The sequence below is a fragment of the Blautia sp. An249 genome (genome assembly GCF_002159835.1).
GTDB classification, from domain to species: domain Bacteria; phylum Bacillota; class Clostridia; order Lachnospirales; family Lachnospiraceae; genus Blautia_A; species Blautia_A avistercoris.
The window spans coordinates 77,452-97,092 of the sequence record NZ_NFJL01000011.1; the positions used below are offsets into that span (position 1 = coordinate 77,452).

The window sequence follows — 19,641 nt, forward strand, 5'->3', positions numbered from 1 at the left end:
TCTCTTAATCTCTTAACAGATGAAATCTGGAAGCAAGCCTGATAATAATTCCGGATCCGGGAAATCCCATCAGACTTTCCCGGGACGGTTTCGCCACAAATAAATAAACAATAAAATAAACCGCCGCCGCAATGGCGATAGTAATCACCAGACAGATTCCTATGGACACACTTATCGATCCCAGTACTTTCTCCGGCATTACCTTATCCAGGCCGAAATACAGAAGCCAGGCCACAATCCCCATGGGAATGGAGGCAAGAAACGGAGGAAGATAAGCTTCTTTCCATGGATTTTTGTAATCCATATATTTCTTCATGGCTCTGTCATTCAGTACGCACATTACAATGGCATACGCAATCATGGCGATAACCACACAATAAATTCCCAGGTCAGTAAACGCCAGTAAAACACCCAGCAATACCACATCCACAGCCAGGGAAACGGCTGCGTTCACCATGGGGATATTGGGTTTTCCGATTCCCTGAAGCACTCCGTTGGAAATATTGGACATTCCGTTTAACACAATGGTGACAACGCCCAGGATCATTAAATGGGCGGCAACACCGGAAGTCGCCGGGAACAAAAGAGCCGTAATCGGTTTGGCCAGAACTCCCAGTCCCACTGCGGCGGGAATGGAAATCAGCATGCTGATCCAGGCCGCTTTATTGGTTTTCTCCGTTGCTTCTTTTATATCGTTTCTGGCATAGTGGGCGGAAACCTCCGGAATCATGGAGGTAGGCGCCGTACTTGCCAGAGTCAGGGGAATATTAATCAGCGTCATATAATATCCGTATTCCGCATACAGAGCCTGAATCGTATTTTTCTCAAGTCCTTTCATCCCCATAAATTCTGAGTACATATAACTGTTGATATAACCGTTTACGTTATAAATAAAGGCGCTGAAAATAATGGGCATGACAATCATTACAATGATTTTCATAACCCTGCCGTAGCTCTCATTCTGAGAAACCCGGTCTCTTTCTATTTTCCGGCGGATGGTTTTCCGGTTCACCGCATATACAAAAAGCATAAACAAAAAAGCGGCAGAAACGCCGGCGCCGGTTCCCATGGTTGCTCCGGCTGCTCCCCAACGGATAGCTGCGTCTTCTCCCTGATTCGAAAAAAGACGCATCATATATCCTGCCATAGCTAACGCCACACAGGCATTTGCAATCTGTTCAATAATCTGTGACAGGGAGGTAGGCATCATATTCCGATAAGCCTGGAAATACCCCCTGAAAACCCCTAAAAGGCCGGAAATGAAAATCGTGGGAGCCAGCATCTGCAAAGCCAGTCTGGCATTGCTCATATTATCCGGAACCATAATCGAAGCCCCGAATACACAAAACAGAGCCACTGCACCCCCGGCCAGAGCTGCATATAATAACGCTCCTTTAAAGACCCTCTGTGCGTCCCGGTACCGTTTGAAGGCGATACGTTCTGCCATAATCTTGGAAACTGCCTGAGGAATACTGAAAGATGCAATCATCAGTAAGATGAAATAGGCGTTTTGTGCAAACTGAAAGCACCCAAAGCTCTCATTGCCCAGCATAGCAGAAAGAGGACTTTTATAAATCATACCGATGATTTTGGAAATCAGCGCCGCCACCATCAGAAAAGAAGCATTTTTCACAAGTGTGTTATCTTTCTTACTCATTGTGCCTTCCTTTCTTAATGATTCTCTATCTGCCAGTCAATGGGTGTCAGCCCGTTCTCTTCCAGGAACCGGTTGGCCTGGCTGAAATGCCTGCATCCGAAAAATCCTCTGCCGGCGGAAAAAGGACTGGGATGAGGCGCTTCCAGAATCAGATGCTTCGGATTATGCAGCATCTCTTTTTTCGTCTGAGCCGGTCTTCCCCACAGCATAAAAACTATGGGACGATCCTGTTCATTAAGGGCTTTAATTGCCGCGTCGGTAAATTCTTCCCAGCCGATTCCTCTGTGAGAATTGGCCTGATGGGCTCTGACCGTCAGCACGGTGTTTAAAAGCAGTACGCCCTGTCTTGCCCATTTTTCCAAATATCCGTGGCTGGGAATATAACATCCCAGATCATCATGAAGTTCCTGATAAATATTCACTAAAGAGGGAGGAATCGCCACGCCTTTTTTAACGGAAAAACAAAGGCCGTGGGCCTGACCGTAATTATGATAGGGATCCTGTCCCAGAATCACCACTTTTACTTTCTCTAAAGGGGTAAAGTCAAAGGCGTTAAACATATCCTGTGCCGGCGGAAAAATCGTCTTTGTCTTATATTCCTCTGTCACTGTCCGGTATAAATCTGCATAATAGGGCTTCCCGAACTCCTCTTTTAAGGCTTCCAGCCATTGTCCCTGTATTTCTCCCATACTTCTCTCCTTACTCAAATTCCCTTTTTGGGGATTTATCTGTTGTTAAAGTCTGACGGAAATTTCTCTTTCAGCCAGGTATTCTTTCACCTGCCGGATTTCCAGTTCTTTATAATGAAACAGGGAAGCTGCCAGAGCGGCGTCTGCTTTTCCCTCTGTAAATGCATCATAAAAATCTTCCAGGTTTCCGGCGCCCCCGGAAGCTATAACAGGAATGGATACTGCCTCTGCAATGGAACGGGTCAGTTCCAAATCGTATCCGGCCTTGGTTCCATCGCAGTCCATGCTGGTCAGAAGGATTTCTCCTGCACCCAGGCTCTCTGCCTGTTTTGCCCAGGTTACGGCGTCTATTCCCGTATCCAGCCGCCCGCCGTGTTTATAAATATTCCAGCCTCCGTCGGTTCTTCTCTTGGCGTCAATGGCCACTACCACACACTGGCTTCCGAATTTATTGGCTGCTTCTGTAATCAGCGCCGGACGGTCAATGGCCGAGGAATTCACGGAGATTTTATCCGCTCCTTCCCGCAGAAGGGTCCGGAAATCCTCCACGCTTCGGATTCCTCCTCCTACCGTAAAAGGAATAAATACATTGGCGGCCACTTCTCTGACCATGTCAACCACTGTTTTTCTTCCTTCATTGGAGGCCGTAATATCCAGAAAGACCAGCTCGTCTGCTCCGGCTGCGTCATAGGCCTTGGCAATCTCCACCGGATCTCCTGCATCCTGCAGGTCCACAAAGTTTACGCCTTTTACCACTCTTCCCTGATTTACATCCAGGCAGGGAATAATCCGTTTCGTAAACATCAGTCTCTTCCTCCTTTTAGTTCTGCAAAATTTCTCAGAATCCGAAGTCCTGTGGCACTGCTTTTTTCCGGATGAAACTGGCAGGCGAAAATGTTGTCTTTTTCCACTGCTGCATGGATACAGGTACTATACTCGGTTACTGCTTTAACTATCTGAGGCTCTTCTGCCTTCAGATAATACGAATGCACAAAATATACATAACTGTCTTCCGGAATTTCCCTGAAAAGCCTTCCTCCATTCTGCAGATGAAGGGAGTTCCATCCCATATGGGGAATTTTCAGTCCCGGAGAATCGGGAATACGCAGAATTTCTCCCTTTAATAAGCCAAGTCCGGAAACGCCCGGGCTCTCCTGGCTTCTCTCAAACAGAAGCTGCAGTCCCAGGCAGATTCCCAGAAAGGGAGTTCCTCTTTCTGCAATCTCATGAATCACAGGAATCAACTCATACTTTTTCAGATTTTCCATGGCGTCGCCAAAGCTACCCACTCCCGGCAGAATCACCTTGTCTGCCTTCAGAAGGGTTCCGGGATCTCTGGTAATTACCGGAGTTTCGCCCAGATATGCAAGCGCCTTCTCTACACTTTTAATATTACCGGCATCATAATCAATAATTCCAATCATCTTATCTCACAGCCTTTACTCATATACTCTATTTCACTAATATAATAGTATAACGCAAAAAGAGAATGGTTGCAAAACGTTTTTACAGCCATTCCCTTTTTTCTACTTTCTATCTAACGTAAACCAGAATTCCACCCCATTATCGTAATTTATGACACCGTATTCCTGATGGAAGGATTCCATAATCGCCTTTACAATGGACAGGCCGATTCCGCTGCCTCCGTATTCCCGGGTTCTGGCCTTATCTACCTTATAAAATTTGTTCCATAAATTAGGAAGATCTTCTTCAGGTATCGTTTTTCCCGTGTTAAACACATGAACCTTCACCTGGTTTTCCCCATATTCCGTAATTTTAATTTCGATTTCCTTCTCCCCTTCCAGATGATTTAAGGCGTTGGTAAAATAGTTGGTAACTACTTCTTCCACTTTAAATTCATCGGCCCAGACAGAGATCGGGTTCGTTTCTTCAAAAATCACGGTGGCTTCTTTTTGCTGTACTAAAATGTCGGAAGACTGAATGACGCCCCGTATCAGCTCCACAAGATCAAACCGCTCCATGGTCACCATATCCTGGCCGGATTCCAATTGATTTAAGGTCAGCAGATTTCTTACCATTTTATTCATCTTAGCGGCTTCGTCCATAATGACATCACAGTAGAATTCTCTGCTCTCTGCATCTTCTGAAATATTTTCTTTTAAACCTTCCGCATATCCCTGTACCAGGGCAATGGGTGTTTTCAGTTCATGAGACACATTATTTAAAAACTCTTTTCTCATTTCATCAATTTTCACTTTATCTTCGATGTCTTTCCGAAGAGCGTTATTAGCGGATTTCAGCTCAGAAATCGTATGTTCCAACTGCTCGGACATCCGGTTAAAATTCTCTCCCAGCACATCAATCTCATTGCCGGCGCGGCTTTGATACCTGGCGTCGAAATCCAGCTCGGACATCCGTACAGAAAGAGCCGTCAGTTCGCTGATGGGCCTTGCAATCCGTTTGGTTACCATCCAGATAATCACAATCCCCAGAAAGATAATCATAATTCCCACATAGAAGTAAAATCCATTGGAAATATTGGCGCTTTCCCGGATGCTCTCCAGAGGGGATCGAACCATACAGTAGTCTCCGTTGTTTAAAATCCCCCAGATTTCCAGATAATCCATCCCTGCAAAACTGTCCCTGTTTTTCTGTATAATATAGGTACTTGTTTTCTCTAAGACCTCCGGGCTCGTCCTGTCAATGTTATAAATATAGCCGAAAAGACGGGCCGCCTGCTGGCTGATGTCCTGTCCCACTCCGGCGACGGCAGCTCCCGACTGGGAATCCACAATAACCCAGGTCAGATTTTTCTTCTGACTGGTCCGATACCATTGATCAGGAATCTCTCCCTCTTCCTCCCGATACTCCTGAAGACTGTTAAACGCCTGTAAGAGCGACTCTGTTTTCTTACTTACATAGTAATCCTCCAGAAAAAATCCGTTAATGATAATTATAGAAGCGATGGACAGTAAAAACAGTCCCAGAAATATCACTGTAATCTGATACCGGAGGGAATGGGGCGTCAGCCTGTTCAGGGAATCCTGTGTTTTCTTATGATTCGATTTCAAATTTATACCCCATTCCCCATACCGTTTTAATGTATTCTCCGCACTCTCCCAGCTTTGAGCGCAGTTTCTTTACATGTGTATCAATAGTTCTGGCATCACCGAAATAGTCGTAATTCCATACGGAATTTAAAATCTTTTCCCTGGAAAGGGCAATTCCCTGGTTTTCCATAAAATACGCCAGAAGTTCAAATTCCTTATAACTGAGTTCCACCGGATTTCCTTTCATAGTCACCATATGAGCGGATTTATCCAGAACAATCTCCCCTGCGCTTATCACATCTCCCATTTCTCCCTGGCCGGTACGCCGCAAAATGGCTTCTACCCGGGCAACCAGAATTTTCGGGCTGAAAGGTTTGGAAATATACTCATCCACTCCCAGTTCAAATCCCAGCAGCTCATCTCTTTCATCGCCTCTGGCTGTAAGCATGATAATGGGCACCTTGGAATGTCTCCGGATTTCCCTGCATACCTGCCAGCCGTCCATCTTCGGCATCATCACATCCAGGATAATTAAGGAAATATCTCTCTGCTGAAAAAACAGATCCACTGCCTCTTCTCCGTCCCCGGCTTCCAGAACTTCAAAATTTTTCTTCATTAAGAAATCTTTTACCAGCTTACGCATTCTGCTTTCATCATCTACCACTAATATTTTCAGGGCTTCCATACCTGTTCTGCCTCCTCGTTCTTCCATTCTTTCCCTAAACTATAACAGAGAATTATGGCGCATTTGTGAACATCCTTTACAAATTTACGATATAATCCATTTATAAACAAAAAAAGTATCATCTATGCATCTTTTTCCTGTTTTTATCTGTCTAATAAGTAGTAACAAATAAAAGCCGGCCGGCTGCCAAATACAGGAGGATAATATATGTCTGAACTTCTGATACGAAAAGCCAAGAAAGGAGATTCCGATGCTTTTTGTAAATTAATGAATCAGCACATGGAGAGTATGTATAAGATTTCCCGGGCTTATCTGCGCCATGACGAGGATGTGGCTGACGCCATACAGGAAACCATCCTCTCCTGTTTTGAACACCTGCCTTCCTTACGGCAGAATCGTTACTTTAAAACCTGGATGACCCGCATCCTGATTAATCACTGCAAAGATATTCTTCATCAGAGAAGCCGGCTCCATCTTCTGGAACAGCTTCCCGAGACTCCCGTCTACGAAGAAAATTATGAGACGCTGGAGTGGGAACAGCTTCTGTCCGGTTTCGATGAAGAGACCAAATCCATCTTTCTTTTATACTATTTGGAAGAATTCCGTATCAGAGACATCGCGGATATTCTCGGTTTAAAAGAAAGTACGGTAAAATCCCGCCTGCAGCGGGGACGCAAAAAGCTGTTAAATTCTTATACCTTAAAGGAGGAACACGTATGAATCAAAAAGATCAGGAATTGAAAGAATTTTTCCATAAAGAAACAGAAATACCACAGGTTGTACAGGAAAAGGCCAACCAGGCCTTCCGCAAAATCGAAGCAAAACAGATTACCCAGGAAAAACCTCCGGCTTCCCTGCGCCGAATGAAAGTCTGCAGTATTGGTTTTGCATCTGCAGCGGCTGTTTTTCTCTTTGCCTGCCTTTTCTGCATTTCCAATCCGGTAATGGCCAAAGACCTGCCCCTGGTAGGACATCTCTTTGAGCGTCTGCAGGAACAGGTAAGCTTTTTCGGAAACTTTTCTGATGTAGCTGTTTCACTGGAAGAGAAAGAACCGGAATCAGATCCGGCTGCAGCAACCGGAAGCGCCGTTTCCGCCACCCCTGCTGCATTTACTCAGACCTCCGATGGTCTGACCGTTACTTTATCTGAAATTTATGCCAATCAGCAGGCCGCCTACATTACCATGCTTATGGAAACTGAAACAGATTTCCCGGATATTCTTATCAATCAGCAGGGAAATCCCTCCATTTCCATGACAGCCGATACCACTTATGACTTCGGCGCTTCCCCGGAAGATCCGTCTCATATTTACAACCTGGAGGGACGCTTCCTGGATGATCAGACCTATTCCTGTATTCTCCGTCTGGATCTGCAGGATGCCGCAGAAGGAGAACTTCCCTCTTCTTTCTCCATAGGGCTTGATATAGAGCAGATTTACGGATTCAAACAGAATCCGGAAGTATGGGACAGCGGATATACACAAGAAGAACTGGAAGCTATGTCGGACGAAGAGTGGGCGCAGCTGATGGCACAGAGAGATTCTTCCTGGGACACGATTCCCAACGATCACCAGTATTACATCTATCAGGGTTCCTGGAACTTTGACATTCCTGTTACCGTAGATACCTCCCGTACACAGCTCATAGAAGTAAATGACGTCAATGACGCCGGTCTGGGAATTGAAAGTATTCTTTTAACTCCTTATGAACTGGAAATCACCGGACAATATCCGGAAGACCAAATGGGAAACTTCTTCCTGGTGGCCCTGGACGCTGACGGAAACAAACTTCCCTATAATGAGTCTGACAGCAGTACCAATAATTTCGCCATCCAGGATCGTGACATTTCCACCATACAGATTTTCATCCTGGATTATGTACAGTATATGGATGAATTAAAGGGAGAAGAACGTTATAACAACAATGAAAGCAAACCTCAGGAAGAGAAATGGGAAACTCTCTTAAAGGAAAACGCCAAATATTCCACAACTTTGCATCTGGATAAAATACAGTAAAGAAAAGACGAGGGACTGCTGCGAAGATCTTTCGCAGCAGTCCCTCCCTGTTATGCCAGAGCCCTGCCTAAATTCATGCAGGATTCCTGGGCTTCCTCATCCGGTTCTTCGTTACAGATGACACTGTCACACGCCAGATTGGCTCCGTCATCTTTGCAGGTTTGGGTCCAGGTATCCATCCATTCCCCGTCTCCCCATCCGTAGGAACCGAATAAGGCGATTTTTTTACCGGAAAGTTTGGATTCACAGCTGCTGAACATGGGTTCAAATTCATCCTCTTCCAGCTCTTCCGCTCCCATGGAAGGGCATCCGAAAGCAACTGCATCATAGTCATCCATCATCTGGCTGTTGAACTCTGTCGCTGTAAATACGCTGACTTCTGCCCCTGCTTCTTTCGCCCCTTCTGCAACTTTCTGAGCCATCATTTCTGTGTTTCCTGTCCCACTCCAATAAACTACCGCAACTTTACTCATTTTTATTACCCTTTCTTTCTAAAATATATTTTATGTTAAGCAGCCACAGTCAGCTGCCAAACAGACCTTCCTTTTTGAAACAGTTCCTGATAAACTGCCCGGCATTTTCGGAATTTTCCAAACAGTTTTCTGGCTTCGCCCTCATCCTGGTATACCTTCCAGCATCCTGCACATTTATAATGCCGCCCCTGATGCTGAATAAATCCTTTCACATCTCCCAGGGGATACCCTAAAAAAACTCCGATTTCATGGGGAAAATCTTCTCTTTTGGAAAATCGCTCCCGAAGTCTGGCAATGGCATAAGTCTCTGTAAATTCCTCATAGCCATAGGAAGCAAGAAACTCAGATGTTTCCCTGCCCTGTAATTCTTTCTCCAGTCTTGATTTTCGATATACATAAATCAGGGCTTTTTCTCCTCCCATTCTGAGAATGGTAACATAGATTCCCTTCTCATTGAGCTGCTGATTACAGATGGAAATCTGACTGGAAAGCTCTTCTCTGTCTGTATAAGAAATGCTGAATAAGTTTGCGGTTTTCAGTCTGGCCAGAGTCGGAGAACAATATTCAATCAGATATTTTTCTATCATCGTTTCCTCACTTTCTAAAGTTAGTTATATCTAACTATCTATGTAAGAAAAAGGGATTTAAGAACCTTTATATCCCTTTTCAGTTAGCATTCACTAACTTATATTTATTTATAAATCCGCATTCCTTTATGCGGATTTATAAATATTATATAGACTCTTCCATTATCTGTCAATCTTTTTTTCGTCTCTTTTCTCCTCCAGGCAGGGCAGCATACTGACCCCGCTGATTCCCATAGTGGACAAATTATGGAGCAGCGCCGATGCATAGGGCGTTAAGATTCCCAGGATTCCTCCCAGGATTAACATCGTATTAAATCCTAAAATAAAATGGTAATTCCTGCTGATTCTTTTCATCAGTGACTGGCTTAATACCCGCAGGGTTACAAGTTCTCTCAGGCTGGCGGACAAAAGGGTTACATCTGCTACTTCTTTTGCTATATCTGAGCCTTCTTTCATAGCTACAGATACATCAGCAGCCGCCAGAGCCGGAGAATCGTTGACGCCGTCCCCTACCATAATCACTGTATGGCCTTCTTTTTTTATCTCTTCAATAACAGAAGCCTTGTCTTCCGGCAGCACCTGCGCCCGGTATCGTGTAATCCCAAGCCTTTCTTTCACCGATCTGGCCACTGCCTCTCCGTCGCCGGTCAGCATAATCACATGCCGGATTCCCAGATTTTTCAGGCCGGCAATCACTTCTTTCGCCTCCTGCCGTACTGGATCTTCAATGCAGAGCATCCCCGCAAGTCTTTCCCCCACAGCCAGGTAGACCGCCGAATACCCTTCTACTTCCCGTTCCAGAATCTCTTCTTCTTCGGAAGACAGCATCACCTTCTCATCCTCGAAGATGAAATGGGCGCTGCCAATCAGAACCCGTCTCCCATAAAGCATAGAAGAAATCCCGTGGGCTACCACGTATTCCACTTCCGCATGTTCTTCTTTATGAAAAACCTGTTCTTTTTCCGCATGGCGGACAATGGCTTTTGCCATACTGTGAGGAAAATGTTCTTCCAGACAGGCGGCAATCTTTAAGACTTCCCGTTCTTCATACTCTCCGAAAGGGATAATTCTAGCCACTTTGGGACAGGCATCTGTCAGCGTTCCTGTTTTGTCAAAGACAATGGTATCTGCCTTGGCAAAGGCTTCCAGATATTTCCCGCCCTTAACCATAATTCCCCGGTTGGCTGCTTCCCGCATGGCGGAAATAACGGAAATGGGAATGGAAAGTTTCATCGCACAGGAATAATCAACCATCAGAACCGATACTGCTTTTGTTACATTTCTGGTCACTGCCAGGGTAAGCAGAGAAGTTAAGAAGCTATAGGGGACAATCGAATCCGCCAGCTCTTCTGCCCGGCTTTGCACGCCTGCTTTTAAAGACTCCGAGGTATCAATCATTTCTGCTATCTTCTGAAGCCTTGTATCGTTGGCAAGTGTACGGACTTTCACCGTCAGCATCCCTTCTTCCACTACCGTTCCTGCATAGACACTGCTTCCCGCAGCACGGCGGACGGCATGGGGCTCTCCTGTCATCGTAGACTCATTTACCAGAGCCTCTCCTCCAACGACGGTTCCGTCCAGAGGGATTACCAGCCCGGAGCGAACCTGTATTTCATCTCCCACTTCCACTCTGGAAATCGGAATGGAAACTTCTTCTCCCTGCCGCAGCGCCCAGACTTTATCCACGTTCAGGGCCAGACTCTGGCTGAGAGCCAGCTTCGTCTTTTTCCTGGTATAATCCTCCAGAAGTTCTGTGATGTTCAAAAGCATCATAATAGAAGAAGCCGTAGTAAACGATTGCCGTACAATCGCTGTGGTCACGGACGTGGCGTCTAAAACAGCTACATCCAGACGTCCCTTTCCTAAAGACTGAAGTCCCTTCAGGAAATACCTGCATGCACGAAAAGTAATCAATCCGGCTCTGACCGGGAAAGGAAGAAAACGGCTGATGATATATTTTCTCCCCAGTATTTTCGCCAGTTCCCACTGGAAATGATCCCGTACTTCTCTCAGAGTATCTTCCTGCTGAGGCTTCCCTTCCAGAAGACTGGCCGCATCCGTCTGCTCAATAAATGCTAAAATCTCACTGCGTCTGTCTTCCGGATAATAAATTAAAATCCCTCCATTCATATAGGAGGTTTCTACTCTTTGGGCTCCTGCTTTCTTCAGCAGGATTTCCGATAAATAATATCCCTGCTCCTTTGTAAAGATTCCGGATCCCGCCCTGAGGCGCAGGCGTCCCGGTCTGTCATAGACAATTTTATATTTCATAAAACAGCCTCTTACTCTTCAGACGCCCGTGCTGCCTGCGCCTCCTGTTTGGCATCGTAGCAGATGTCCTCTGCTTCTTCTTTCATGTTCTGGAAAACTTCTTTTGCATCCTGCTGAAACTTCATGCCTTTGGCCAGACTTTTTACACAGGCTTTGCGCGTTTTGTCCCATTTTAACACCTTGCCTCCCACAACCGCAGCCGCAAGTCCGCCCAGAAAACATAATGCTTTTTCATTCTTTAAAAAATCCATTGAAATCTTTCTCCTTTCGTCTTTCTCTTTAGTTAATCAAGACTAACTCATAATCAAACTGATTATAGCATGGGAAAATTTTCCTGTCAATGCCGGAAAGTTTCCTCATCCCTTTCTGTAAGGATTCTTCCTTTGCAGGTTACAAGTACTTCGTCTCCCTCATTGATCTGTGCTTTTAACAGCTCTGCCTCCTCAGCTTCTGTCACAAATTCTTCTTTGCTGTCCGCCCACTGCAGAATCACTTTATCCATAACCGCATCTTTCTCCGGCCTGCCTTCGCATCCGAAATCCGGTTCTTCAATTCTGATCACTTTGGCCTTTTTTGCAGTCATTCGCTCATGCTCTCTGGAAATTTCCCGGTACAGTTCATAAAACGTCCAGTCCGCATTGGTTTCGGTTATCATCGCCTTCATGGGAATCGGGGGAATTTTCGCCTTCCTTAACTGAAAAAGCAGCTCTTCCATCCTTCTTTGGGTAAAGTTTTTCATAACCAGCATCTCTTCCGGAATCTCCCCTTTTTCTGCACCGGAAGGTTCTTCTCCATATCCCGGTATTCCTGCCAGATACCCTACTTTCTGATGGAACTGTCCGGACTCTATATTCCGAATCTGAATCCCCATTCTCACAAGAGTTCCTTTAAATTTCGCATTATGTCCTGTCCTGGCCGGACTGTAATACAATACCATTTCTTTTCTTGTCACTGTTTTACTCCTTACTGTTCAAAATCGAAAAAATCTCTCAGCGGAACTTCTAAAACGTCTGCAATATTCATCAGCGTTTCCAGGGAAACAGCCTTGTCCATATGAGGAGCCTCCAGATTACTCATATGCGTCCTGCTGATACCTGCCAGCTCCGCCAGTTTTAACTGGCTGATTCCCTTTCGTTCTCTGTAATATTTAATCTTGGCTCCGATTTGTCTGTAATAACCCGTATATTGTTTTTGCATCTAGTATCTCTGCCTCATTTGTATTTCTGATTTCATTTGTATTAGAATCTATTCCCAGCCTTTGCATACATCGATCCACTGCACATAATGGGAATGCTGTTCCAGCTCTTCCAGAGACAGTCTGACTGCGCTGTTGGAACTGCCTGCTGCAGGATAAACCCAGTCAAAACGTTTCATAGAAACGTCCAGATAGATCTTTACCTGTTCCGGAATCAGAAAAGGACATACCCCGCCCGGTGTATAACCCACATAGTTTTCTACCTGATCCGGACGTATCATCTTTGCCTTCACCTGGAAGAAATCTTTATACTTTTTATTATCTACCTTCGCATCCCCGGCTGCAACTACCAGCACCGCCTGATCATTTACCAGAAAAGACAGGGTCTTTGCAATTTCTTTCGGTTCACATCCCACTGCCATGGCTGCCTCTGCTACAGTTGCGCTGGATTCATTCAGTTCATAAACCCGCTCTCCTAAACCAACCGTTTCAAAATAGTTCTTAACTCTTTCTAATGACATATCGTTTTCCTCTCTTTTGCTTACTGCCGTAGATAAAACTATCTTACTACAGGAAAATGGGAAAATCAATTCTAAAGCAAAAGTCTTCTCTTGACTTTTCCGGTTCTGTGTGCTATTTTCTATGTGAAATTATTGAATTGCCGCCGGGTAACGTCTCAGTCTGTTCCATTAGGCCATAGAAGGAACAGATATGGAGACGTTTTTTTCTGCCATGCAGACTTTTGGCAGGCGTCAAATGATACGTATTTATCGGGAGGAATTTTCTGTGAAAAATGACAAAAACTGTTTGAAAGATTTTATCCGCTATTCTTCTTTAAATGTACTGGGAATGCTGGGTCTGTCCTGTTATATCCTGGCAGATACTTTTTTCATCTCAAAGGCCCTGGGCGCCAATGGGCTGACCGCCCTGAATCTGGCCATCCCCGTTTACAGCTTCATCCATGGAAGCGGACTTATGATCGGAATCGGCGGAGGAATCAAATATGCCATTTCCAAAAGTCAGGAAAATAAAAAAGCAGCCAATCAGGCCTTTACCACTGCCTTTTTACTCACTGCTCTGGTTTCCTCTTTCTTCTTTCTGACAGGAATCGCAGGAAGCGGACGGCTTACGGGTATCCTGGGCGCAGATGCTGCTGTTTTTGATATGACGAAAACTTATCTCCGTGTTATTTTACTGTTTGCTCCCATGTTTATGATGAACAATCTGCTTCTGGCCTTTGTACGAAACGACGGGGCGCCTCAGCGTTCCATGGCAGCTATGTTAATCGGAAGTTTTTCCAACATCGTATTGGATTATGTTTTTATGTTCCCCTTAAATATGGGAATCCTGGGAGCCGTACTGGCCACCGGACTTGCGCCTGTAATCAGTATGCTGGTTCTTTCCCCTTACTTTTTCAAAGGACAGAACCAGTTTGCCTTAAAAAAATGCCCCGTTACCAGACATCTCTGTCTGATGATTCTCTCCGGGGGACTTCCTTCTCTGATTACAGAGGTTTCTTCCGGAATTGTTATTATCCTGTTTAATCTTCTGATTCTAGGACTGGAAGGCAATGTGGGAGTAGCCGCTTATGGGGTCATTGCCAACCTCTCTTTAGTGGTAATTTCCATTTACACAGGAATCGCTCAGGGAATCCAGCCCCTTCTCAGCCAGAACTACGGAGCCGGAAATACATCCAATATGCGTTCTGTTTTACGTTACGCCCTGATTACCATGGCTGCGATCTCCATCAGCGTCTACGCCTTCGTTTATCTGGGAGCAGAACCGATTACCGCCGTTTTTAACAGCGAACAGAATCCTCTTTTGCAGGAAATCGCTGTCCCTGGTTTAAGAATCTACTTTACCGGCTGTCTGTTTGCCGGATTTAATATTATTTTATGCGCTTACTTTACTTCCATGGAGTTCGCTCTTCCGGCCCATATAATTTCCTTTCTCCGTGGTTTTATCGTACTGATTCCCATGGCCTTCCTTTTATCTGCCATCGGCAAAATTGTGGGAATCTGGTGTACCTTCCCGGCAACGGAACTGTTGGTGGCCGTAATCGGCGGCATCTGTTTCTTCTTATTTGCAAAGAAGCAAAAAAACCGTGGGGCTGACAGCAGTTCCTAATCCCTCCTTTTCAGCCATTCCAGGACAGAGTCCATTTACACTGCTCCGGATAATAATACAGATAGAATAAATATTCTCTGTCCTGGAGGCGGGTACTGCAAAAATAAACAAAGGTGGAAATTCCGCAGTAGTACTTTTTCTCTTTTGTTATCACCCGGATATTATCAATGCACTGTATTTCTCCTTCCTGATTCTGAAATTTCAATTTCTGAGGCAGAATCTCTCCCCGGCTGGTAAACCATATGCCGCAGGCAATCTCTTCCTGCCTTCTGCGATTTGGCCCGGCGTCAGGCTTCTGATTGTTTATCCCAATTCCCATTCCCATATCTGTTTCTCCTGTTTATCCGATTTTTACCCTGCTGTAATCAACCGTCCTTTTTTCCCTGGAAATTCCTCCTGACATATGATCAATCCTCCGGTTATTTCCCAGAAAAGCAGCCCGCTGTACTGCGTCGATTCCATAGCGCCTGCGGATATGGTCCACCATCACATCCGCCCGCTGCACTTTTTCATAGTTTTTAAAAGAAAACAGATCCAGTTGTCTTACCGGCATCTGCTCTTTGATACGGCTGGTATGGATTCCAAGATGCCGGATAGGCCTTCCGTCCCACAGCTGTTCAAAGAGACAGCAGGCATAATGGTGAATCTCTCCCGTCATATTGGTGGCATTTTCCAGCGTCATCTGATGGCTGGCATACTGCAAATCATAACTTTTAATTCCTACTGAAATGCCTCCTGCCTGCACCCGATCCGCTCTCAGTCTGGCTCCCACGGTTTCCGCCAGCCCCAACAGCACCAGTCTGGCAGTGGAAGGATCCGTTACGTCAAAGGCAATGGTGGTGCTGTTCCCATATCCTTTCTGCTCCGGTGGATTAGGCTGCACAAGAGAGACATCCTTCCCGTTTGCAAAGGCCCATATGACTTCTCCGTGCTTTTTTAAATGGCTTTTTAAAAGTCCGGGATCGGTGCGGGCTAATTCTCCAATGGTATAAATGCCAAGAGCCCTCAGCTTTCTTTCTGTGGCCCTTCCCACAAAAAACAAATCTCTTACCGGCAGAGGCCACATCTTTGACGGAATTTCTTTTTTCCAGAGGGTGTGTACCCGGTTCGGCTTTTTAAAATCACTTGCCATCTTGGCCAGAAGCTTATTTTCGGAAATGCCGATATTTACCGTAAATCCCAGTTCCCGGTGAATCTGTTCTCTCATTTTCTGAGCCGCTTCCCGGGGCTCTCCCCACAGCTTTCGGGTTCCTGTCATATCCACAAAGGCCTCATCTATGGAATAGGGTTCCACTGCAGGAGAATACTCTTTTAAAATATCCATAAACGCCTGAGAACATCGCTCATAAAGACTGTAATTGGGCGGAACCAGAATCAGATTCGGATATTTTCTCTGTGCTTCCAGGATGGTTTCTCCCGTTTTAATTCCATACTTTTTGGCAGGAACAGACTTGGCAAGAATAATCCCGTGGCGCAGGGCAATGTCACCTCCTACGGCTGAGATCTGTTCTCTCAGATCTTCTTTTCCGCCCAGATGGTGTATCCTGTATACAGCCTCCCAGCTCAAAAATGCAGAGTTTACATCAATATGAAAAATGGTTTTCTTTTGCTTTTCCAAACTTATGTTCGCCTCCCTTTTTCTTCATTATACAAACACATGTTCGTATAAACAAGTGGTAAATAAAGGGAGAACAGGCCGCTTTATTTTCAATAAATGGATCGTGCGTTTTTCGGAAGAGTCTGTATATGTTTTAAGAAATCATAACTGGCCTGTGCTTCTTTCCTGTCATAAATAAGCCCCTGTTTTTCCTCCAGCTCCATAGCCGTCTCATGAAACAGGAGGCACATTGTGTGTACTGATTCCCAGATGTCTTTTATGTTTCCATTGATATAGGTTTTCAAAAACCGATTCCATATATCCCCGGATAAGTAAGACTGTATATACTTAGACGCCTTTCCCGTGGAAACCTGAAAATCGGTTTCATATCCGATTTTCCAGTTCAGCATCTTCATAAGGGGAACATGGCATCCTTCGTAATATACCTGATGGATGTAGGGAATTTCTTCGCGCCACAGTCCTTTGGCAACATTGTTTAAACACCACCAGAATTCATTACAGCAGGCGGAAAATTCATTCTGCGTAGGTTTTCTGATCCAGTGTTCTTCATCAGAAGGTTCCGGCAGTTCCGGAAGGATTCCATCTTTATCCAGTAAAATCACACATAGTTTCCCGATATAAGCGGAAGCCTCTTCCAGGGGAATCACCCGCAAATCCAGCCGGTTACCGTCTTTAAACTGCATCAGCCAACCGTAACATTTATCAAAATCAACCTCCCGTCCGATACTTTTATCTACCTCTTCCGGACACTGCATAAACAGCCGTTCACCAAATAGATCAATCCATTTTTTCTGTTCATAAAAAGGTCTTGTCTCCCGGACAACGTACACAATGTCATAATCCTGAAAAATATCTTTTCTTGCATTTTTGTTTGTCCTGGAGCCGTTCATATATACGGCCCGGATCCGTTCATCTTTCCTTGCCGTACCGATGATTAAATCAAACATTTTTTTTTCGCTTCTCATATGATTTTTATCCTTTCTGCCGTTCCCTCTGTTTTTCTCTGTTTTTATTATATCATACCTTTTCTTTCCAACAGAAAAAAATTCCTTTTATCTTCAGCCTGTGCTATAATCTCAGAGACGGTCTCTGATTCATAACAAAACCGTCTCAGAAAAAACACAGGAGGTGAAACATATGGGATGTCTGGGAAATGTCATCTGGTTTTTATGCTGTGGCTTGTGGCAGGGCCTTTCGTGGGTGCTTGCGGGCGTTTTATGGAGTATCACAATTATCGGTATTCCCATTGGCCGGCAGTGTTTTAAGCTCGCCTCTCTTGCCTTCTTTCCCTTCGGAAAAGAAGTTCAGTATGGCGGCAGCGCGATTTCTGTTATTGCAAATATTTTCTGGATGATTTTCAGCGGAATTCCTCTGGCCGTAGCCGCTGTACTTAACGGGATCCTGCTGTGCTGTACCATCATCGGTATCCCCTTCGGTCTTCAGTGCTTCAAAATCGCCAAATTAGCTCTGTTTCCCTTTGGAGCTTCTGTTATAAATTCCTGAAATTTTATAAAATTTGTCATGCTTTATGGTATAATATGTTTGAGGTGTTGTTGTGCAGATGAACAGATTATTTAAGATAGTGTACTACCTGTTGGAAAATGGAAAATCTACCGCCCCCGAACTTGCTGAAAAATTTGAAGTTTCTATACGCACAATTTACAGAGATTTAGACACTATTAGTGCTGCGGGCATTCCCGTTTATGCAGCGCAGGGAAAAGGCGGCGGCATATCTTTGTTGGACGATTACATTTTGGAAAAATCGTTGTTTTCCAAAGAAGAAAAAGAGCAAATACTTATGGCATTGCAAGGCATATCCTCTACGAAAGGAACATCGGCAGACGAATTACTTTCTAAACTATCAGCGCTATTTCAAATAAAAAATACAGATTGGATAGAAGTTGATTTTTCCGAATGGGTAAAAAACAGTGCAAGCCAGGATATTTTCAATGATATTAAAAAAGCTATTTTTGACAGGCATTTCATTTCATTTTCTTACTTCGATAACAAAGGCTTTCGGTTGAACCGCACCGTCAAACCGATAAAATTGATATTCAGGAGCAAGGATTGGTATTTATATGGTTTTTGTCTGTTAAAAAATGATTATCGCCTTTTTAAATTAACCCGTATGAAAGAGTTAGTTATCTCTACGGAAACATTTAGCCGCGAAATTTCAGAACTCCCAAAAACAAAAATGGAAATTCCGCATTACAATATGGTTTCTGTAAAATTGAAATTTTCCCCACAAGCAGCCTTTCGTGTATATGATGAATTTACGGATAGTGTTACGACAGACTGCGAAAATAATCTCTATGTAACAACGAACCTGCCCGACAATGAAGTTATGTATAGTTATCTGCTCACATTTGGCGAATATGTAGAGGTTCTTGCCCCTCAATATGTGCGTGTGGGAATCACAGAAAAAATGAAATTGATTATGAAAAAATATAAAACATGACAATTGGTGTCATGTTTCTTGGTATATACTTCTTTTAAGACGAGGAGGTATATAGATGAAATATGAATGGAAAAAGCAAGATAAAAGCCTGTATGGGGCAAAGACTGCTCCAAATTTAATTAACATTCCGCCACAGAATTATATCATGATAGACGGAAAAGGAAATCCAAATGATTCTGATTTTTCTAATCGGGTATCGGCATTATATTCATTAGCCTATGCCATCAAGATGAGGTATAAGAAATCGGAGGATAAAGGGAAATCAGAAAATGATATTGATGATTTTTCTGTTTACCCTTTAGAGGGCGTCTGGAGTTTAACAGAAGGAACACAGCTTGTAAAAGAAAACTTAGAGTACACAATCATGATACGCCAGCCAGATTTTATCAGCAAAGAAATGTTTGTGGCGGCGTTAGAACAAGTCAAAGCCAAAAAGCCTTCTCCATTGTTTGATGAGATATACTTTGACGCTATGCAAAATGGAATGTGCATAGAAGTCTTGCATATTGGTTCTTTTGACACTGAGCCGTATTCTTTTGAAAAAATGAAACAGTACGCAGAAGCAAATAATCTGCAGTATGATAAGAAACAGCACAGAGAAATATATTTGAATAATACCAACAGGGTAGAACAAAGCAAGCTAAAAACAATTTTACGTTATTCAATCATTTAGTCCGAATCCATATACCGCCCAACGGCTACATTTCTGCTGCAGCCGCATCTTATCTGGATGAAAAGAAAAAAACTACTAGAAACCTAAGGGGCTGTCGCATTCAATGGTTGTCCACACCATCGAATACGGCAGCCTCGTTTTTTACGCCGCTTTTGATTAATCAATAATTGAAATTTCCTTCA

At 44.2% G+C, this 19,641-nt stretch carries 22 protein-coding genes; 6 read left to right on the plus strand and 16 right to left on the minus strand.

What is annotated here, in order from left to right; translation table 11 throughout:
* Nucleotides 1-4 precede the first annotated feature (4 nt).
* The 6 genes from B5F53_RS11370 to B5F53_RS11395 all read right to left on the minus strand — a co-directional run bounded on the left by B5F53_RS11370 (nucleotide 5) and on the right by B5F53_RS11395 (nucleotide 6,042).
* Nucleotides 5-1,657, minus strand: a complete 1,653-nt coding sequence (locus tag B5F53_RS11370) for a putative polysaccharide biosynthesis protein (protein WP_087223472.1) — start codon at nucleotides 1,655-1,657, stop codon at nucleotides 5-7.
* 14 nt (nucleotides 1,658-1,671) lie between these two features.
* A complete protein-coding gene (gene ung / locus B5F53_RS11375) occupies nucleotides 1,672-2,346 on the minus strand; it encodes a uracil-DNA glycosylase (protein WP_087223474.1) in 675 nt (224 codons plus the stop codon).
* A gap of 45 nt (nucleotides 2,347-2,391) precedes the next feature.
* On the minus strand, nucleotides 2,392-3,150 hold the full coding sequence (gene hisF / locus B5F53_RS11380; RefSeq protein WP_087223476.1) for an imidazole glycerol phosphate synthase subunit HisF: 759 nt from the start codon (nucleotides 3,148-3,150) through the stop codon (nucleotides 2,392-2,394).
* On the minus strand, nucleotides 3,150-3,770 hold the full coding sequence (gene hisH, locus B5F53_RS11385) for an imidazole glycerol phosphate synthase subunit HisH (protein ID WP_087223478.1): 621 nt from the start codon (nucleotides 3,768-3,770) through the stop codon (nucleotides 3,150-3,152). The genes hisF and hisH overlap by 1 nt, the downstream gene beginning before the upstream one ends.
* 102 nt (nucleotides 3,771-3,872) lie before the next feature.
* The gene (locus B5F53_RS11390; protein WP_242970304.1) at nucleotides 3,873-5,378 is read right to left on the minus strand and encodes a sensor histidine kinase; all 1,506 of its coding nucleotides are present in this window, start codon (nucleotides 5,376-5,378) and stop codon (nucleotides 3,873-3,875) included.
* Complete coding sequence (locus B5F53_RS11395; RefSeq protein ID WP_087223480.1) at nucleotides 5,362-6,042, minus strand: response regulator transcription factor; 681 nt, start codon at nucleotides 6,040-6,042, stop codon at nucleotides 5,362-5,364. The genes B5F53_RS11390 and B5F53_RS11395 overlap by 17 nt, the downstream gene beginning before the upstream one ends.
* A gap of 207 nt (nucleotides 6,043-6,249) precedes the next feature.
* On the opposite strand from B5F53_RS11395, the gene B5F53_RS11400 reads away from it, so the two are divergent.
* Nucleotides 6,250-6,762: an RNA polymerase sigma factor gene (locus B5F53_RS11400; RefSeq protein WP_087223482.1), complete on the plus strand. Its 513-nt coding sequence runs from the start codon at nucleotides 6,250-6,252 to the stop codon at nucleotides 6,760-6,762.
* Nucleotides 6,759-8,057: a DUF4179 domain-containing protein gene (locus B5F53_RS11405; protein WP_087223484.1), complete on the plus strand. Its 1,299-nt coding sequence runs from the start codon at nucleotides 6,759-6,761 to the stop codon at nucleotides 8,055-8,057. The genes B5F53_RS11400 and B5F53_RS11405 overlap by 4 nt, the downstream gene beginning before the upstream one ends.
* A 50-nt stretch (nucleotides 8,058-8,107) precedes the next feature.
* On the opposite strand, the gene B5F53_RS11410 is transcribed toward B5F53_RS11405, so the two are convergent.
* The 7 genes from B5F53_RS11410 to B5F53_RS11440 form a co-directional block, all read right to left on the minus strand.
* Complete coding sequence (locus B5F53_RS11410) at nucleotides 8,108-8,530, minus strand: flavodoxin (RefSeq protein WP_087223486.1); 423 nt, start codon at nucleotides 8,528-8,530, stop codon at nucleotides 8,108-8,110.
* A 35-nt stretch (nucleotides 8,531-8,565) separates the two neighbouring features.
* Nucleotides 8,566-9,117, minus strand: a complete 552-nt coding sequence (locus B5F53_RS11415) for a DUF3793 family protein (RefSeq protein WP_087223488.1) — start codon at nucleotides 9,115-9,117, stop codon at nucleotides 8,566-8,568.
* Nucleotides 9,118-9,279: 162 nt separating this feature from the next.
* Nucleotides 9,280-11,388, minus strand: a complete 2,109-nt coding sequence (locus tag B5F53_RS11420; protein ID WP_087223490.1) for a heavy metal translocating P-type ATPase — start codon at nucleotides 11,386-11,388, stop codon at nucleotides 9,280-9,282.
* Nucleotides 11,389-11,399: 11 nt separating this feature from the next.
* On the minus strand, nucleotides 11,400-11,639 hold the full coding sequence (locus B5F53_RS11425; RefSeq protein WP_087223494.1) for a DUF1490 domain-containing protein: 240 nt from the start codon (nucleotides 11,637-11,639) through the stop codon (nucleotides 11,400-11,402).
* An 86-nt stretch (nucleotides 11,640-11,725) separates the two neighbouring features.
* Nucleotides 11,726-12,340: a DUF3783 domain-containing protein gene (locus B5F53_RS20350; RefSeq protein WP_242970305.1), complete on the minus strand. Its 615-nt coding sequence runs from the start codon at nucleotides 12,338-12,340 to the stop codon at nucleotides 11,726-11,728.
* An 11-nt stretch (nucleotides 12,341-12,351) separates the two neighbouring features.
* Nucleotides 12,352-12,585 (minus strand): helix-turn-helix domain-containing protein, encoded by a 234-nt coding sequence (locus tag B5F53_RS11435; RefSeq protein ID WP_087223496.1) that lies wholly within the window; start codon nucleotides 12,583-12,585, stop codon nucleotides 12,352-12,354.
* 48 nt (nucleotides 12,586-12,633) lie between these two features.
* Nucleotides 12,634-13,104: a YbaK/EbsC family protein gene (locus B5F53_RS11440; protein ID WP_087223498.1), complete on the minus strand. Its 471-nt coding sequence runs from the start codon at nucleotides 13,102-13,104 to the stop codon at nucleotides 12,634-12,636.
* Between the two features lie 235 nt (nucleotides 13,105-13,339).
* Here B5F53_RS11440 and B5F53_RS11445 point away from each other — a divergent pair, with 235 nt between their 5' ends.
* On the plus strand, nucleotides 13,340-14,710 hold the full coding sequence (locus B5F53_RS11445; RefSeq protein WP_087223648.1) for an MATE family efflux transporter: 1,371 nt from the start codon (nucleotides 13,340-13,342) through the stop codon (nucleotides 14,708-14,710).
* 10 nt (nucleotides 14,711-14,720) lie between these two features.
* Here B5F53_RS11445 and B5F53_RS11450 read toward each other — a convergent pair whose 3' ends face one another.
* The 3 genes from B5F53_RS11450 to B5F53_RS11460 all read right to left on the minus strand — a co-directional run bounded on the left by B5F53_RS11450 (nucleotide 14,721) and on the right by B5F53_RS11460 (nucleotide 17,293).
* Nucleotides 14,721-15,035, minus strand: coding sequence for a hypothetical protein (locus B5F53_RS11450; RefSeq protein WP_087223500.1), 315 nt, complete (start codon nucleotides 15,033-15,035; stop codon nucleotides 14,721-14,723).
* A gap of 15 nt (nucleotides 15,036-15,050) precedes the next feature.
* A complete protein-coding gene (locus B5F53_RS11455; protein WP_087223502.1) occupies nucleotides 15,051-16,334 on the minus strand; it encodes a DNA polymerase Y family protein in 1,284 nt (427 codons plus the stop codon).
* 83 nt (nucleotides 16,335-16,417) lie between these two features.
* Nucleotides 16,418-17,293: an aminoglycoside 6-adenylyltransferase gene (locus B5F53_RS11460; protein ID WP_087223504.1), complete on the minus strand. Its 876-nt coding sequence runs from the start codon at nucleotides 17,291-17,293 to the stop codon at nucleotides 16,418-16,420.
* Between the two features lie 172 nt (nucleotides 17,294-17,465).
* Here B5F53_RS11460 and B5F53_RS11465 point away from each other — a divergent pair, with 172 nt between their 5' ends.
* The 3 genes from B5F53_RS11465 to B5F53_RS11475 are packed head-to-tail and all read left to right on the plus strand — an operon-like array spanning nucleotide 17,466 to nucleotide 19,459.
* On the plus strand, nucleotides 17,466-17,831 hold the full coding sequence (locus tag B5F53_RS11465; RefSeq protein WP_087223507.1) for a YccF domain-containing protein: 366 nt from the start codon (nucleotides 17,466-17,468) through the stop codon (nucleotides 17,829-17,831).
* A gap of 58 nt (nucleotides 17,832-17,889) precedes the next feature.
* Complete coding sequence (locus tag B5F53_RS11470; RefSeq protein WP_330396198.1) at nucleotides 17,890-18,786, plus strand: helix-turn-helix transcriptional regulator; 897 nt, start codon at nucleotides 17,890-17,892, stop codon at nucleotides 18,784-18,786.
* Between the two features lie 55 nt (nucleotides 18,787-18,841).
* Nucleotides 18,842-19,459: a GyrI-like domain-containing protein gene (locus tag B5F53_RS11475; RefSeq protein WP_087223510.1), complete on the plus strand. Its 618-nt coding sequence runs from the start codon at nucleotides 18,842-18,844 to the stop codon at nucleotides 19,457-19,459.
* The last annotated feature ends 182 nt before the right edge of the window (nucleotides 19,460-19,641 follow it).

What these genes read in the sequence shown, in the direction of transcription:
- B5F53_RS11370 (WP_087223472.1), bottom strand. Translation starts at nt 1,657, where the DNA reads ATGAGTAAGAAAGATAACACACTTGTGAAAAATGCTTCTTTTCTGATG.
- ung (WP_087223474.1), bottom strand. Translation starts at nt 2,346, where the DNA reads ATGGGAGAAATACAGGGACAATGGCTGGAAGCCTTAAAAGAGGAGTTC.
- hisF (WP_087223476.1), bottom strand. Translation starts at nt 3,150, where the DNA reads ATGTTTACGAAACGGATTATTCCCTGCCTGGATGTAAATCAGGGAAGA.
- hisH (WP_087223478.1), bottom strand. Translation starts at nt 3,770, where the DNA reads ATGATTGGAATTATTGATTATGATGCCGGTAATATTAAAAGTGTAGAG.
- B5F53_RS11395 (WP_087223480.1), bottom strand. Translation starts at nt 6,042, where the DNA reads ATGGAAGCCCTGAAAATATTAGTGGTAGATGATGAAAGCAGAATGCGT.
- B5F53_RS11400 (WP_087223482.1), top strand. Translation starts at nt 6,250, where the DNA reads ATGTCTGAACTTCTGATACGAAAAGCCAAGAAAGGAGATTCCGATGCT.
- B5F53_RS11405 (WP_087223484.1), top strand. Translation starts at nt 6,759, where the DNA reads ATGAATCAAAAAGATCAGGAATTGAAAGAATTTTTCCATAAAGAAACA.
- B5F53_RS11410 (WP_087223486.1), bottom strand. Translation starts at nt 8,530, where the DNA reads ATGAGTAAAGTTGCGGTAGTTTATTGGAGTGGGACAGGAAACACAGAA.
- B5F53_RS11415 (WP_087223488.1), bottom strand. Translation starts at nt 9,117, where the DNA reads ATGATAGAAAAATATCTGATTGAATATTGTTCTCCGACTCTGGCCAGA.
- B5F53_RS11420 (WP_087223490.1), bottom strand. Translation starts at nt 11,388, where the DNA reads ATGAAATATAAAATTGTCTATGACAGACCGGGACGCCTGCGCCTCAGG.
- B5F53_RS11425 (WP_087223494.1), bottom strand. Translation starts at nt 11,639, where the DNA reads ATGGATTTTTTAAAGAATGAAAAAGCATTATGTTTTCTGGGCGGACTT.
- B5F53_RS11435 (WP_087223496.1), bottom strand. Translation starts at nt 12,585, where the DNA reads ATGCAAAAACAATATACGGGTTATTACAGACAAATCGGAGCCAAGATT.
- B5F53_RS11440 (WP_087223498.1), bottom strand. Translation starts at nt 13,104, where the DNA reads ATGTCATTAGAAAGAGTTAAGAACTATTTTGAAACGGTTGGTTTAGGA.
- B5F53_RS11445 (WP_087223648.1), top strand. Translation starts at nt 13,340, where the DNA reads ATGATACGTATTTATCGGGAGGAATTTTCTGTGAAAAATGACAAAAAC.
- B5F53_RS11450 (WP_087223500.1), bottom strand. Translation starts at nt 15,035, where the DNA reads ATGGGAATGGGAATTGGGATAAACAATCAGAAGCCTGACGCCGGGCCA.
- B5F53_RS11460 (WP_087223504.1), bottom strand. Translation starts at nt 17,293, where the DNA reads ATGAGAAGCGAAAAAAAAATGTTTGATTTAATCATCGGTACGGCAAGG.
- B5F53_RS11465 (WP_087223507.1), top strand. Translation starts at nt 17,466, where the DNA reads ATGGGATGTCTGGGAAATGTCATCTGGTTTTTATGCTGTGGCTTGTGG.
- B5F53_RS11470 (WP_330396198.1), top strand. Translation starts at nt 17,890, where the DNA reads ATGAACAGATTATTTAAGATAGTGTACTACCTGTTGGAAAATGGAAAA.
- B5F53_RS11475 (WP_087223510.1), top strand. Translation starts at nt 18,842, where the DNA reads ATGAAATATGAATGGAAAAAGCAAGATAAAAGCCTGTATGGGGCAAAG.